Raw genomic sequence first — 13,936 nt, 5'->3', positions numbered from 1 at the left:
ACCGCCCCGCATTCACCTGCCCAACGCCGCCAGCAGGCTTCTGGCCTGATGATCCGCGCCCAGCTGATTCGGATGGAACGGCACCGCCGGTCCCACCGGATCAGTCGAGAACGGGATCAGACCCTCCACCCACCGCGCCCCGGGCGCCTGACACGCGTCATGTCCCGCGCTGGCGGTATAGGAGTCCACGAATTCGACGCCGACCGCCCGCGCCACCCCGGCCAGCATGGTGTTGAGTTCGAACAGTTTGGTGCCCAGCCAGTTCGCATCGACATCCGAAATCGGGACGACCGGAAAGCAACCTGGTCCGGTACCGACACCGTCCAAATAGTCCAGCAGCACAATCCGTGCCCGCGGCGACCGCGCACGAACACCCTCGATCACCGCCGCCACTTTCGGCGCGGCTGCCGCGATGCTCTCCGACATCTCATCCACACCGGTGGCCACCAGGGAATTCCGACACGGCGACACCGCAGGGTCGACGGTCACACAGCGCGGAACCATCGCGGCCAAACCCGCATCATTGCCACCGATTTCGAGAGTCACCAGATCCGTCGACAGGGTGAGCCGGTCGAACTGCGGCGGATTCACTCCGAGCAGAGTGCTCTGCGGCGTGGTCATGTGCGCGGTGGTCGCCCCACCGCAGGTCGCGTCCCGGAACACCGGAATCGCCAGCGCCCGGGCCAGTTGTTTCGCGTAGTTGTCGCGACTCTGCGCACATCCCGGTGCCACGAATTCGTCGGTCGGTTGACTCAACGAGGCATCGGCCGCCCACGAGTCGCCCAATGCGACGTACATACCGAACGGGGGAGTAGCGGATGCCTCCGACATCTGCACACCGGGAGCCACGGCGCCGATCGCCGCACACGCGACCAGCATGCGGGCCACCCCGAACGCGCCGCTCCCACGCGCGAGCCTACTTCCAGCAAATCCGGTCATCCGACCAATGCTAACGAACACGGCGCCGAATTTTCCGCCGACCAGACAGCGCCAGCCGCAGCCGAATTCGCCAGTCGGTTCACGAACCCATAGAACGGACATCCCTCTGGGTCGGCCAATCACCCAAATTTCGTCACTGTGACGTTTTCACGGAAGTGAGGGGAAGGACGACAGGCTAGGGGAGCCACCCCCAGTTACACACGTGACACCACAGTTTGCGCCACGGCGACGGGCTCCCGCCTCGATGAAACATGGAACCCGGGCAAGTGCCGATTCGCCATAGGGATCAGCAATTGCATCAGCGGACCGATCCCGAACGCGTACACGAGCGTTCCGATACCGACGCTGCCACCAAGAACAAATCCGGTCGACAACACCGTCACCTCGATCGCCGTGCGCACCACCCACACCGACCTGCCGGTTCGGCGCACCAGTCCGGTCATCAGCCCATCTCGCGGCCCCGGGCCCATTCCCGCGCCGATGTACAGCACGCTGGCGACCGCGTTCAGCACCACCGCGGCGCCCATCGCGCCCACCCGCACAGGCAGCGCCTCCCATGCCGGCAGCCACGCCAACCCGGCATCGACCGACAGCGCGATCACCACCACGTTGCTCACCGTTCCCCATCCAGGCAACTGCCGCAACGGAATCCACGCCAGCAACACCGCGACCCCGGTCAGCGCCGTCACCGCGCCGAAGCTGATCGGCACATACCGTACCACCCCTTGATGGAACACATCCCACGGATCCAACCCGAGTCCCGCGCGCACCATCACCGCCATAGAGAACCCGTACAACCACAACCCGACATACAACGCGATCAACCGACGAACCAGCACCGACTCAGTGTGCCGACAGCTGGACCTTGGAAACAGAGCCAATCATTAACTACTGGACGCATTCGACACATCCACACCGAGGCCATCGAACCCCCTCGGCCTCCGATCCGTCACAGTGACATTTCTAGGCACACGACAATAGGATCCGCCCAGACATCAGGTACGCGGCGACATCTCCAGCGATCGGAATATATTCAGATAATCATGCAAATCATCGGAATATTTACACCCGACCACAGATGCCCTCTGGCGGATCCACCGCGAATCAGACATGGAACAACGCCCGTCCCTGAAACCAGAGCGACCGGCGCGGACACGAAACGCCGGTCCCGACAACGACATACAACCAACGAGCAGACCCATCGCCGCCTCGGTTCTTGCGCCGATAATCAACATTATGTCAAGTAAAGTCGTGAGGATGGTGACCGTGCCCTAGGTCGATCCCCTATGTCTCGGCCTACTGCAGCGGGCAAACTACGACCCCGGAGTCACGAACCCCGGGGTCGTACCGCACCGATCAGAATCAGGCCAGCGCTTCCGCCAATTCCGCGTGCAGGTCGAACAACCCGGGGATCTGCTCGGCCGGACGTCGACCCATGCCACACTCCGTCGCGATGCCGAATTCCGCAATAGCGGTGCGGGCAGCTTCAATTCGTCGCAGCCCCCCGTCACGACCGTCGGTTGCGTGCACCAGACCGAGGTAGAGATCAGTGTCGGCCGGAAGGTCCAGGTCAGCAAGCGGTTTGAAGTAGTCGGCGTCGGTGCGCGACCGCGGGACCGGCATATGGACCCAGTCGACACGCCTGCCGAGCCCCGTCACGATCCGGTTGGCGACCGCCGCCAACCGACCGGTGTCGGCGGGTTCGACGAAGTGGCGGTGACCGAAGTCGCCGTAGCACAAGTGGTACCCGAGCTCGACCGATTCGGGCACCGCGGCACCCAACCGAACCAGCCGCTCCCCGACTTCCTCGAGCTGCGTCGGGTAGTCGGCGCCGAACCAAGACGGGAACACACCTTCGAAAATGGCGAACTCGACTGCGGTATCCCATTGCACGGCAAGGTCTTCGGCGGGTACGCCGTCGAGGATCACGGCCAACTCGCTGAGCAGCTGCGCCTCGTATCTGCGCTCCAACTCCCCTTGCGGTCCGGCGACGAACGCCCCGACTACCGCGATCGGCGTCGGCAGGGACACCTGAAACCGGGTGTGCGCCGGGATCGTGCCTTCCGCACGGAGCTGCTGGAAAACCTGCCACGACTCCAACGCGGCGTCCGCATAGCCCAACGGGCCGAAATCGATCGACGCCGCGTCTACTCCCGGTTTGGGCTGCACGCGTTCGCTGGGCCCGTATTCCGGACTCGGCGGCGGAACAGTTTCCAAGTCCGGGTGCGCCTGGATCTTGGGCAGTTGCCACACTACCCAGTTGTCGCGCACGCCGGTCTCGCCGTCCGGGATGCGCTTCAACTCGGCACCCATTCGCTGCGCTGCCTCCGAGAACACCGTTCGCGCATCAGCCAATGGCACGCTGCCACACAGGTGAACTCCGCGACCTCTACCCACCACAATCTCCCTACACATGGCCTATCACTGATCGAGCCGACCTGGTCGAAACCGGATAGTTGACACACACCATCGGGGGCACGGTTCGAGGCGTGCGACGGTGCGCGCACAGGTCACAACTCGCGATCAGGTCGCGCTACGCGATGCAGCGTAAGCACGGATGCCCGCACGAGTTCCCCATACTCGGGAAGGACGAGACCCGGCCAGGCGGGCAATCTACGAACTATTCACTCCCCCAGCGCTTTTTGACAGTTTGACCGAATCGCCCCAAGTAGAGCAGCCCCGGAACACCCAAACAAAGTGATCGAGGTCTGCGCCGTGGTGGCGGAAGCGTCGACGGCGGAGAGAGGTACTGAAACACGACGCGGCACCGTCGAATTCGACTCGGTGAGTACAGCGGCGAGGTCCCACCAGGCAAGCTGTTCACACGCCGCTTCACGGTCGAGGAGATGTGGTGAAGGACCCTTCGCAGTGGGGTACCGCTGCTACATGCCGCTGATTATGAAGCGCGAAGGTCATGGTCGGTTCGTTCGGTGCCGCCGAGTCGGTTTAGGGGAGTACAGGTGTCGAGAAAACGTTGGTGGCCACGTTGGCGGCTATGTCGACACTTGACTTGTGCTCGCCGCCGAGTGCTTACGTTCCCGAACGCAGTTGTGCGTGAAGCTGCTGGTACTTGTCCCCATCGTGCCACTCTCCAGGTATGAACGGGGAAGGCTCGCCACCCATCTGCTGATACCGCTGCATCATCGGTCCCAGATCGAACAGGTCCACCGGATCGACGTCTCTGCCCGACCGTTCGAGCTTGTCCTGCCACTGGTGGTAGCGGTCGCTTCCCGCCTTGACCTCATCCGCCCACCGCGACGGCGAGGTCAACAGGTCGTTGTCGAACTCGACGATGGCGCTCGGCGACTTGCCCGCTTGCTCCAACCCGAAATTCATCAAGATCCGCGAATGCCGGCCATGAAAATCGCCCTGCCAGGCGTGCGCGGAAATGAACTGCTGCTGGAACTCGGCGGCAAGCTGATACGGGTCGTGCCCCGGCTGCCTCCTCGCGTTGTTGTACCAGTCGCACAACGACTCATGAAACTCGCGTGTACCATCCACGCTGCCGAAATTCGGGTAGATGATCATGCCATGCTCGACCACCTCACCATTCGGTGCCCGGTATACCAGCAAGGGATCGTCCCTTATCGCGGCCAGTTCCATTTCCGTAGGAGGCGCGTCCAGCCATCGCGCCTCCCGTACGCCGGGCTGACCCTCGACCTTGGGTTGCAACACGACTCCATGGGGTTCGGAACGGAACACCCCCGGAACATGGGTGAGTAGCGGGTTCTCCTCGACGGCGGCCAACTCACTCCGGTACAGGGGGCGGCTCAAGCTGCCATAGTCCCACGGCCGTGGCCCAAACATCTGCCCGGCCATCTCCGGGTAGTGCCGGATTTGCAGTCTGCGGTGGATTTCCTGCATCAGGTCCACCGACATTTCGCGGTCGAGGTTCCGCCGTGCGAACAACCGGGCATCCAGCCAGCTCGCCCACCCCTTAAGCCCGTCGAACACCGCTTCCGGCCTCGTCTGCCGGGAGACGACGGCGATGTTGCGGAACTTGTCCTCCATGAACAGGCTGATTTCGAGCGCTCGCTCGGCGTCGGTCCGGATGCCGTGCGCTTCCTCCAGTCGACGTATCTGCTCCTCGATAGGCAAGTTCAAAAAGCCGTCCTCAGCGGTCGGGTCTCGGCCGTAGGCTGGTTCTCGCGCGCCTGCACCGGATTCCGGGTGCTCGGCGACGGTATCGTGATTCGTGCGCGCAGCCGGACCGATCCCGCCAGGCGGTCCGATTCCTCCGTCACCGGAGGCACTCCCGAATACGGAATCCACAGTGTGAGCGCCATTCTGGTCGCCATCCAGATATCGCGGCATACCCGGTCGGAGAGTGTCGGGAAACTTGCGTATGTCTTTCTCTGCGGCTTCTGCACCGCGGACCATTGCGCGGGCCGCCTGCTCCGCTGCCTCGGCCATCGCCTTGCTCAATGTTGGATCCATCACGGCGATAACTCCCAGCGCGACGAGCCAGTCACACCCGGTCGCCTATCTCACGCATCACGCGGCTGCGGGATATGTGCGAAATTCGCGTGGGCTTCAGAGGCCTGTCGGCCGGACGCCGCCGCGCCCGACGACTCCAGAACCGGGATCGAACCGAGGTAACGGTGCAGGGAAGTCTTCGCAATCCCGGTCTTCTTCGCGATCTCCGCCAGCGACAGGTTCTCCTGACGCAGCAGGCGCGCGTACTCGATCCTGTCGTCGGAGTAGGCGACCGGGCGTCCGACACGGCGGCCCGCGGCTTCCGCGACCATACGGGCGTGCGCAGCACGCTCGGCGGTGAAAGTGCGTTCCATCTCGGCGAACAACGCCAGTAGCAGTACCGCCGCCCGGCCCATGCCCTCGTCGGCGGTGTCGATCCGGACCGGGTCGGCAAGAGATTTCACCCCGATCCCGCGCTCGCGTAGATCGTGGATGAGGTTCAGCACCTCCCGCGGGTTGCGGCCCAACCGGTCCAGGGTGTGCACCACGATCCGATCCCCGGGCCGGACGTAAGCCAGAAGCCTCACCAGGCCGGGTCGGTCGACAGTAGCGCCGGTCTTCTTGCCGACATAGATCCTCGGGTCCGGAATCCCGGCATCCGCGAGCGCGGCCAACTGGCGGCCGAGACTCTGTTTGGTCGAGCTGACCCGCGCATAGCCGAGATCCCAATCGCCTGCCGGGTGCTGATCCACCTTCACCATGACGAACCGTACCGGAAATCGATTCCGCACGCGGGTTCCGGAACGCACCCCAGCCAGGTTCAGTGGAACGACTTCCGGAACGATGGGCAATCGAATCAGCCCATGTCGCAATCCAGACGACGGCCCAACTATCTGCCGATGCGAAGTTACGTTCGACCTGTTCCACTTCCAAGGAAGCGGAGCAGGTAGCTGGCGGAATGCTCCCGCCGAACGCACTCGCTACTTTGCGGCTCGGGCCACGGACCTTAGTCCAGGGCCGAGACGAGCGGCACTACGTTCACGACGACGGCCGCACCACGGACGGCACCGCCCAGCCCGCCTGGTGACTCGGCGGGACACCTCGTGAGATCACAGAGGCTGCCCTAGCGGAAAGCTGAGTCGAGCGGCGTCGACCACCTGGGCAATGCTCATACCGGCCCAGTAGACCTTGGTGAAACAATGACCAACGGCTCCAACCTGTTAGCCACAGGCGATCGCGTGGCTATACCCGGTACTCGGTGTGTACACCGCGGAAATCATCGCTGCACCAGCATTCGCTCACCGATGCATAGCTGAACTAATGTTCAACCAGTGCTTGGACATTCACATGCGACCAGTGGCGCGTTGGCCTGGTCCGCGGCGGCAGCGGCGCTGCCGGTTACGGTGTTGACCTTTCCGGCTCTGCACGATGCGGCGGGGCATCTCGGCGTTGTCGATCTGCTGCTCGGGGTCTTCCTCACCGCGGGCGCGGCACTACTCCCCGACGCCGACCATCCCAACGGAACGCTCGCACACACTTTGGGTCCGATCACTCACTCTGCGTGCAAGCTCATCTCGTGGATCTCGGGGGGCCATCGCCACGCCACCCACTCCCTGGTATTCGTCGCGGCTGTCGGCTATGGCACCTGGGCGGGCGAGCACTGGCTCGGACGATGGTTCACGCTAGGACTTGTCTTCTTCCTCTTGGCCTTGGCCGTGCGAGCGTTGCATCTGTGCCCATCCGGCAATGAATTCAAGGCGTGGGGTCCCATCGTGGTGCTGGCCACCGCAGGCACCTTCGCTATGGACCACTGGATCACAGACAAGCCGGTCTGGTTTCCGTTCGCCGTCGGTCTCGGCGCTTTGGCCCACCTGATCGGCGATTGCCTCACCGATCACGGTTGTCGATTGTTCTGGCCGTTCGACCTGCGCGTCAGCTTCCCGATCATCGACCGAACCGGGAACAAAGTCGAGATCTGGATCGTGTCACCGCTTTTCACACTCGGCACCCTCGCCATTCTGTGGTACACGATCACCCACCAGCCCTGACACCAGGCCTGCCAGCCGCTGTCGGAGACGATTCGGCCGGCTTCGACTAGCGGAAGGGCGTGCGCCGCCATCAGACCCAGAGTTTGTAGTGGGCATTGCCACGAAATCGTTCTAGGAGCGCTCGGGCCATAGTGATATCGTGCATTGCCCCTGGCTCGAGCAGTGCAGTCTTGTCGTCCCCGAGCAGGGCCAGGTAGCGCTCGCGTTCGCGCTCCAAGCCGAACACTGCCACTGGATCAGCCGCGTTCCCGAGCCGTTCCAGACGCTGGGCGCGTTCACCGAACGCATCGCTGCCCGCTCGAACCATGTCGGTCCACTCTTCGGTCGTGGAGAAGAGATCCTTGTTGAAATCCGCAGCGGCGCTCGGTGCCAACCCATCGCGCTCCAGCGACCAATTCATCAGCAGTCGGGATGATCGGCCGTTGTAGTCATCGTCCCAAGGGTGTATGGAGACGAACCGTTGCTGCAGTTCGGACGCGAGCCGATAGGGGTCGACGCCACTCTGGTGACGCGTGTTGTACCAGGCGGACAGGGACTCGAGTTCGGTGCGCACCTCTTCCGGTGAAGAGATGCGGTATTTGATTCCACCGTGGAGGAAGGGCCCACCGTTTCCCGGGGGCCGGAATTCGAGGTAGGGATTCGCCTCGATGAGGCCGATCTCCCGGTCGGTCAACGGGTACAACTGGGGCGCCGACCGGCTGCGTTGGGTGAAAACGCCGCCACGGTCGGGTTTGGTGAAGCGCGACAACCGCTGATGCAGTTCGACCATGAACGGCACGCTCAACTCTTGATCACCGTGACGGCGCGCGAACGTGCGAGCATCCAAATAGCCTGCCCATTCCCGCAAGCCGAACAGCCACTCCGGACTTGTCTGACGAGAGACCAGGGCTACGTGCAGAAATGGTTCGTCGATCAGCAAACTCGATTCCAACGCACGCCGGGCCGGAGTGTGTAGCCCCAGTTCCGCCGATCGTCGATAGACCAGCGCCACAACCTCATTCACGTCGCTGATCGGTCGAACGTCGGCATGCACACCATGTGCGCCGCCCCCCGGCAGCGACGGTGCGTGTGCAGGCTTGGTGGAGCCGAAACGTTCGGCGAACTCGGCATCACCGCTCGTCGCGGCCGTGACGACATACCTGCTTCCGTCGGCCGCTGTGCGCATGTCGTCGTGCAGCTTGCCAGTTATCCGATAGGCGAGATCGACAAGTTCTCGTTCAGCTGAGGCGAGAATGTGCTTCAGGGGTTCGCCCGGTCTCAATTCAGGCATGGGATAGGCCGAGTGTCGGGTAGCTGCTGTTGCAGGGAAGACGTCATGGTAGTCCACATCATGAAGAGCGCTGCTCGATCTCGCTGAGTTTTCCTCGACTGCCCGCTCCGCCTGATCGACGTTGGCGGCGACGTTGGCAAGGCGAATCGATCTCTCCCGAAGCCCCCTCCCCTGGTTTCGGGCACTGCGAGCCAGCTGACTGCCGCGAGTACGGAGGGCTGGGCTGTCCTCAGCTGCTTTGTTTGTGGCGAGTTGGCTCGGTGAGATCGCATGGGCGAAAAACATCGTGAAATGCGCATATCTACGTAAGCTAATATTTATCCAGAGTGTTGTCCGATGGACACGCCAAGCCGGGTTTCGTAATCTCGTGCACCGCCGCGGAACCGCAACCCTGCCCTACAAGGATCTTGCACAGAGTTCCGTACTCCCCCATCAGCTCTGGAGTGAAACTCGCTTCAATATTGCGGCCACAGCACCGGAGTCCCCACGCACTACGACCACGGATGCCGATCACACAGGCCCCACAATTTCCCCAGCCCGAGGTCAGATAGTGCGAGATACCGGACAGCAGACGAAAGAGCGTGGCACACTCCCCCGTCGGCAGCCCCCGTGCGGGTACTGAGCCGAGGCGATCCTCAGCATTCGATCCGCTTCACACGCGGTGTATTGCACGGTTTCTTGCCGCACAACACGAGGTGGATCGGTGACGATCCGACCCGGAGCGACCGAGCCGGGTCGGATCGGTCGCTCCAGCCGAGCTTGCAGGTGGACGCGAATCCGGCGCAAATCAAGCGCCTCAGCGGGCGATGCGGGTTCACACGCCGGGATGCCGGCCGACCCGCACCGAGAGGGACGTGTCGATCAGCCGCGGCCATATCCTGCCGGCAGGTCAGAGGAGGTCTTCAGGGTCGGCGTCGGCCTCGAGACGGACATCGGCGGCGAACTGTGACTCCGGCTCGGTGGCGTCGGTGTGGGCGGTATACAGCAGCAGGCAGCCGCGGATGCCGTCGAGCAGGTCTTCCAGAAGGTCGAGGGCGGGACGCGCCGGATCGAGGTGGCTGATCCGGAACCCGGCGAGCATCGCCTCGCGAGTGTCGGCGTCGACGCCGAATTTGTGCGCCTGCGCCTCGATGTCGGCGACCCGGGCGACGAGACCCCATGGTGCGGGGACCCGGCCTTCGTGCACCGCCATCGCTTCGGCGATGAGGTCGACGACAACGTCGGTGGGAGTCTCGCCCGCGGTGAGCCGTTCGAGGACCAGGGTGGGGGTCTCGACTTGGAGCGCCTCGATGTCGTCGGCTTCGGTGACGACATCGGTGGTGGGCACACTTGCCACCTCCCCCGCCACTTCGGCTGCAGCATAGAGCCAATGGGCGGCGGCTACCGACGCGGAGGCGGGGTCGAGTTCGGTGAACAGTTCGATGGTCCCGAGCGGATCGGCGCGCAGGAGTGCGTCAGCGGCGTGGACCTGCGCCGGCGATACATCGGGTCGGGACAATTCGACGGCTTGTCGTGCACGGCCGGAGAGATCGCCGCGCTCGGCGGATTCGATGGCCTCCTGTTCGGTGCCTACTTCGGCGACCAGGGTATCGCGCAGGGTGTCGTCGCCGATCTCGTAGAGGGTGCGTCCGACACAGTGCGCCGATTCGATGACTCCACTGTAGGAGACCAGCAGTCCTTCGTCGGTGGGCAGGTTGGGAGTGCGCAGGCCGGCTTCGACTTCTTTGAAGTTCCTACGTTCCTCGGCACGGCGCCATGCCTCGCTGTTGGGGACGTCGGGGTCGCCCACCGCGCTGGCCGGGTGGGTGTAGGTGCGCCACTGGAACCGCGACAGTGTGGTGAGGTTCGACGCCAGGTCGGTGGCCTGGTCGATGGTCACCTGCGGGGGCAGTGCGGCCACGGTTCGGGCGAGGTCGCCGCGTCCGGTTGCCCAGATGGCGACAAGGGCGGAGCGGTCGGCGTCGAATGCGTATCGGGTCACTCGGGCAAGTCTGCTCGATCGGCGGTGAATGCGCGCGGTCAATCGGGACACCGGGTGACAGCTCGCTGCGTTTCTCGGTGGCTCGCTGGGACACCCGGGGGGTGAGTGTCGATCACGGTGATCCCCACCGAACCGCTGTCGGTTCCGCGGTCACGCGTATTCATGCGGGGCATGGCAAACACCGGTTACCGCGACTTCTCGCTATGGGCGTTGCCGGGTGGTAGGTAGACCGTGACAGTACTGCAATCGGCGACACGCACAGTCAGGCATGTCATCCAGCAACTTTCCAGTTACGCTATCGCGATGCGTACACGCAGACATCGCCGCGGGTGGGTGGCGCTGTTTGCCGCAGCGGCCGTATGGGTGACATCCGGTGTTTCTGCAGCTCATCCACCCAGGAAGGTGCCAACGCTCGGTGCGGATTTTTTGTGGGGTGTGGCGGCGTCCGGGTTCCAGTCCGAAGGGCATGCGCCCGACAGCAACTGGACGCGGTATATCGCCTCAGGAGCAACGGCGGACCCGTACCGGGATTCGGTGGATTTCACTCGCCGCTACATCGCCGATATCGATCTGGCGGCACGGTTGGGGGTGCGGGTCTACCGCGTCGGTATCGAGTGGGCGCGAGTGCAGCCGAGACCGGATACCTGGGATGAGACGGCATTCGGTTTCTACGACAATGTGATCGCCCGGATTCTCGCTGCCGGGATGCGGCCGATGCTGACGCTGGATCACTGGGTATATCCAGGCTGGGCAGTGGACCGTGGCGGGTGGCGCAACCAGGGCATGGTGCAGGACTGGCTGGTGAACATGCGCAAGGTGGTGAGCCGTTACGCGTCCCGGGATCCGTTGTGGGTGACATTCAATGAGCCCGCCGCATATGTCGGCACCGAGTTGCGCACCGGTGGGATCACCGTGGAGGAGGCGCCCGCGATGCTCGACCGGATCGCGCAGGCGCACAACGAGATCTACGACGTTATTCACGGTCTCCGCCCGAATGCGCAGGTGACCAGCAACCTGGGTTATGTGGCCGGCGCGGAGACGGAGGTCAACGGGCCGATCGTCGATCGGATCGCGTCGAAGTTGGATTTCATCGGCGTGGACTATTACTTCGCTCCACTGCCCGCGACCGGAGAGTCGGCGCAGGGCGGCTCGGAGGGAGGTCCGCCGATCTGGGAGTTGCCGGTGCATCCAGAGGGTATCTATTACGCCTTGCGGCATTACGCGCGTCAGTTCCCGGATCGGCCGCTGTATGTGGTGGAGAACGGCATCCCGACGGAGAACGGGAAGTCTCGCCCCGACGGCTATACCCGCGCCGACCATCTACGGGACACCGTGTATTGGTTGCAGCGCGCGAAGGCCGACGGCATGAACGTGATCGGCTACAACTATTGGAGTCTTACCGACAACTATGAATGGGGCTCCTACGCACCGCGGTTCGGTCTCTTCACGGTCGACGTGCTGACCGATCCGACGATGGCGCGCCGCCCGACGGAGGCGGTGGAGGTCTATGCCCGGCTCATCCGTGCCGGTGGTGTCGCCCCGACGTATGAGCCGACGCGCGCCGAGGTTCCCTGTCTGCAGATCGATGCGCCGGACACCTGCGCAGAGGAGGCGGGACTCGGCGAAGGCTGAGTGGGCGTCCGTCGGTCGGGGCCCCGCGGTGGTAGTACCGCGGCACGGCATGAGTCGTATTGCGGCAAGGCATGGATTCGACGAACTGGAGCAAGTCGACGCAGTCGGCCGGTTCGGTGCATGTGACACGCGTCGCGCCGAATTGGTCGGATCCGGCCGCGCGGACCGACTCGATCGAGCGAGCCCAATTGTCGATCGATCGACCGGTGTCGACGTTCGTGGTCGCGACACTCTCCGCCACAGAGGGCGAATGTGAGCAAACTCCCATAGTTGACATGTTAAGCGTGTCACAGGAATAGCGGCGTCCGGCAATCGACGGCGCTGTGATGACGCGCGACGTTCGGGTTCGCGTCACCCAGGTGAACGACAAAAGGCTTGATCAGCGCCGTCGGCAAAAGTTACCCATCGGTTGGGTCACAGTCGCTGGTCGGCAGCGCCGAGATCTGTGGTAACGCATGGGACATCGATCACGCTTGATCCGCTCCGCCAAGGCCCTTAACGTTATTTTTGTCGATGGCCGAAGTCGCCCATTCGAATTCCGCCTTACCGATAGTCGTGTTTCCGACCTCGGGGCATCGGCCCGATTCCGCCGTTATTGCTCTGGGCGAGTGAATAATTCACGCGGCACCGCAGAAACTGGAGCAATGACCCAACCAACCCCCTGGCAAGTGAACGATGCGCGATCCCGTCGGAACCAGGGTTCCGACCGCCCGACCCTCAGCGCGACGCCACTAGGGGTGGAGCGCCGGGCGGATTGGGGCTATCTGGCTGTCGCGGCGGGCAGCGTGATCACCTTCATCCTTTTGTTCCAGCCATGGCTTTCGGCGTCCGGGTCGGACGGCGAGGTCAGCACCGACGCCTTCGGTCGCGTCGACGAGGTCGCCAGTAGCTTCGACGAGTGGACGGCGTCCCGGGATACGAACATCAGCAGCGTCTGGGGCTTCCTGGCCGGCGTCGTACTCCTGACGACTGTGTGCGCGGTGGTGGCGCATCATCGGATGCGCACCGCGGGGCTCAGCCGACTGGTCATGGCTTCGAGTACGGCCGCGGCGTTTCTGGTCCTGATCACCATGGTGTATCTCGACGCCAAGGGGACCGAACTGCGCAGCCTGATCGACCAGCCCAAGGAGCACGGGTCGCTGCTGGACAAGTTCTTCGGTGAGTCGACGACGTCGGATACCGATGCCCGGCACGCGGCCAGCGCAGGCTTGACTCCTGCCGCGATGGTCGGTGTCGTGGCGGCGTTCACCACCGCGGTGGTCGCGCTCGCCCAGGGCATCCGCCGGTTCGCCGACAACCTCCTGGGGCGCGTCCCGGCGGCGCAGGCGGCTACGACGCAGCCCGCAGTGGCGGTCGCGGTCGCGGTCGATGAGGCACGGACCGACCGGATGCCGCCCGAATGGGACGAACTCGTTTTCGACGATGATGTAGTCGCCGTCCTCACCTTGGTGCAAGACCCATCGGCCGTATCGTCGCTCGAGGCGCCTGATCACCGGTCGCGCATCCCGATACTCATCGGCTGACAACGCCAGGGGTGGCGCCCCCCGGGACCGGGGGGGGGCGAGGGCGGGGCGCCCGCCCAGCGGGGGCGGCCGCCACGAGGTGCATGACCCCCCGGGCCGGGGCCCCCACGCCGGGCGCGATACTCGT

General features: G+C 64.0%; 10 protein-coding genes. 3 read left to right on the top strand and 7 right to left on the bottom strand.

Going from position 1 to position 13,936, the window contains the following annotated elements:
- Window positions 1-12: 12 nt before the first annotated feature.
- From AB0B25_RS23920 to AB0B25_RS23900, 5 genes are all read right to left on the bottom strand, one after another.
- Complete coding sequence (locus AB0B25_RS23920) at window positions 13-939, bottom strand: SGNH/GDSL hydrolase family protein (RefSeq protein ID WP_357183417.1); 927 nt, start codon at window positions 937-939, stop codon at window positions 13-15.
- 194 nt (window positions 940-1,133) lie between these two features.
- Window positions 1,134-1,778, bottom strand: a complete 645-nt coding sequence (locus tag AB0B25_RS23915; RefSeq protein WP_357183414.1) for a hypothetical protein — start codon at window positions 1,776-1,778, stop codon at window positions 1,134-1,136.
- Between the two features lie 523 nt (window positions 1,779-2,301).
- Window positions 2,302-3,252, bottom strand: a complete 951-nt coding sequence (locus tag AB0B25_RS23910; protein WP_357183411.1) for a hypothetical protein — start codon at window positions 3,250-3,252, stop codon at window positions 2,302-2,304.
- Between the two features lie 717 nt (window positions 3,253-3,969).
- Window positions 3,970-5,043, bottom strand: a complete 1,074-nt coding sequence (locus AB0B25_RS23905; protein WP_357183408.1) for a hypothetical protein — start codon at window positions 5,041-5,043, stop codon at window positions 3,970-3,972.
- Between the two features lie 383 nt (window positions 5,044-5,426).
- Window positions 5,427-6,116 carry a recombinase family protein gene (locus AB0B25_RS23900; protein WP_357183405.1) on the bottom strand — a complete coding sequence of 230 codons (690 nt, stop codon included), beginning with the start codon at window positions 6,114-6,116 and terminating at the stop codon, window positions 5,427-5,429.
- A 570-nt stretch (window positions 6,117-6,686) separates the two neighbouring features.
- Here AB0B25_RS23900 and AB0B25_RS23895 point away from each other — a divergent pair.
- A complete protein-coding gene (locus AB0B25_RS23895) occupies window positions 6,687-7,403 on the top strand; it encodes a metal-dependent hydrolase (RefSeq protein ID WP_357183403.1) in 717 nt (238 codons plus the stop codon).
- A 70-nt stretch (window positions 7,404-7,473) separates the two neighbouring features.
- On the opposite strand, the gene AB0B25_RS23890 is transcribed toward AB0B25_RS23895, so the two are convergent.
- Together AB0B25_RS23890 and AB0B25_RS23885 are read right to left on the bottom strand one after the other, a co-directional pair.
- Window positions 7,474-8,673 (bottom strand): Fic family protein, encoded by a 1,200-nt coding sequence (locus tag AB0B25_RS23890; protein WP_357183401.1) that lies wholly within the window; start codon window positions 8,671-8,673, stop codon window positions 7,474-7,476.
- 889 nt (window positions 8,674-9,562) lie between these two features.
- The gene (locus AB0B25_RS23885; protein WP_357183398.1) at window positions 9,563-10,654 is read right to left on the bottom strand and encodes a hypothetical protein; all 1,092 of its coding nucleotides are present in this window, start codon (window positions 10,652-10,654) and stop codon (window positions 9,563-9,565) included.
- A gap of 303 nt (window positions 10,655-10,957) precedes the next feature.
- On the opposite strand from AB0B25_RS23885, the gene AB0B25_RS23880 reads away from it, so the two are divergent.
- Together AB0B25_RS23880 and AB0B25_RS23875 are read left to right on the top strand one after the other, a co-directional pair.
- Window positions 10,958-12,286: a family 1 glycosylhydrolase gene (locus AB0B25_RS23880; RefSeq protein ID WP_357183395.1), complete on the top strand. Its 1,329-nt coding sequence runs from the start codon at window positions 10,958-10,960 to the stop codon at window positions 12,284-12,286.
- Window positions 12,287-12,930: 644 nt separating this feature from the next.
- Window positions 12,931-13,809 (top strand): hypothetical protein, encoded by an 879-nt coding sequence (locus tag AB0B25_RS23875; protein WP_357183392.1) that lies wholly within the window; start codon window positions 12,931-12,933, stop codon window positions 13,807-13,809.
- Window positions 13,810-13,936: the final 127 nt, after the last annotated feature.

Source organism: Nocardia sp. NPDC049190 (assembly GCF_040648115.1).
GTDB lineage: Bacteria > Actinomycetota > Actinomycetes > Mycobacteriales > Mycobacteriaceae > Nocardia.
The sequence above is the reverse complement of the archived record's forward strand: the minus strand, read 5'-3'. Positions and strand labels throughout refer to the sequence as shown.

Coding starts and splice junctions, on each gene's coding strand:
- AB0B25_RS23910 (WP_357183411.1), bottom strand. CDS start 3,252: ATGGGTGCCGAGTTGAAGCGCATCCCGGACGGCGAGACCGGCGTGCGC.
- AB0B25_RS23920 (WP_357183417.1), bottom strand. CDS start 939: ATGACCGGATTTGCTGGAAGTAGGCTCGCGCGTGGGAGCGGCGCGTTC.
- AB0B25_RS23890 (WP_357183401.1), bottom strand. CDS start 8,673: ATGCCTGAATTGAGACCGGGCGAACCCCTGAAGCACATTCTCGCCTCA.
- AB0B25_RS23880 (WP_357183395.1), top strand. CDS start 10,958: ATGCGTACACGCAGACATCGCCGCGGGTGGGTGGCGCTGTTTGCCGCA.
- AB0B25_RS23900 (WP_357183405.1), bottom strand. CDS start 6,116: ATGGTGAAGGTGGATCAGCACCCGGCAGGCGATTGGGATCTCGGCTAT.
- AB0B25_RS23875 (WP_357183392.1), top strand. CDS start 12,931: ATGACCCAACCAACCCCCTGGCAAGTGAACGATGCGCGATCCCGTCGG.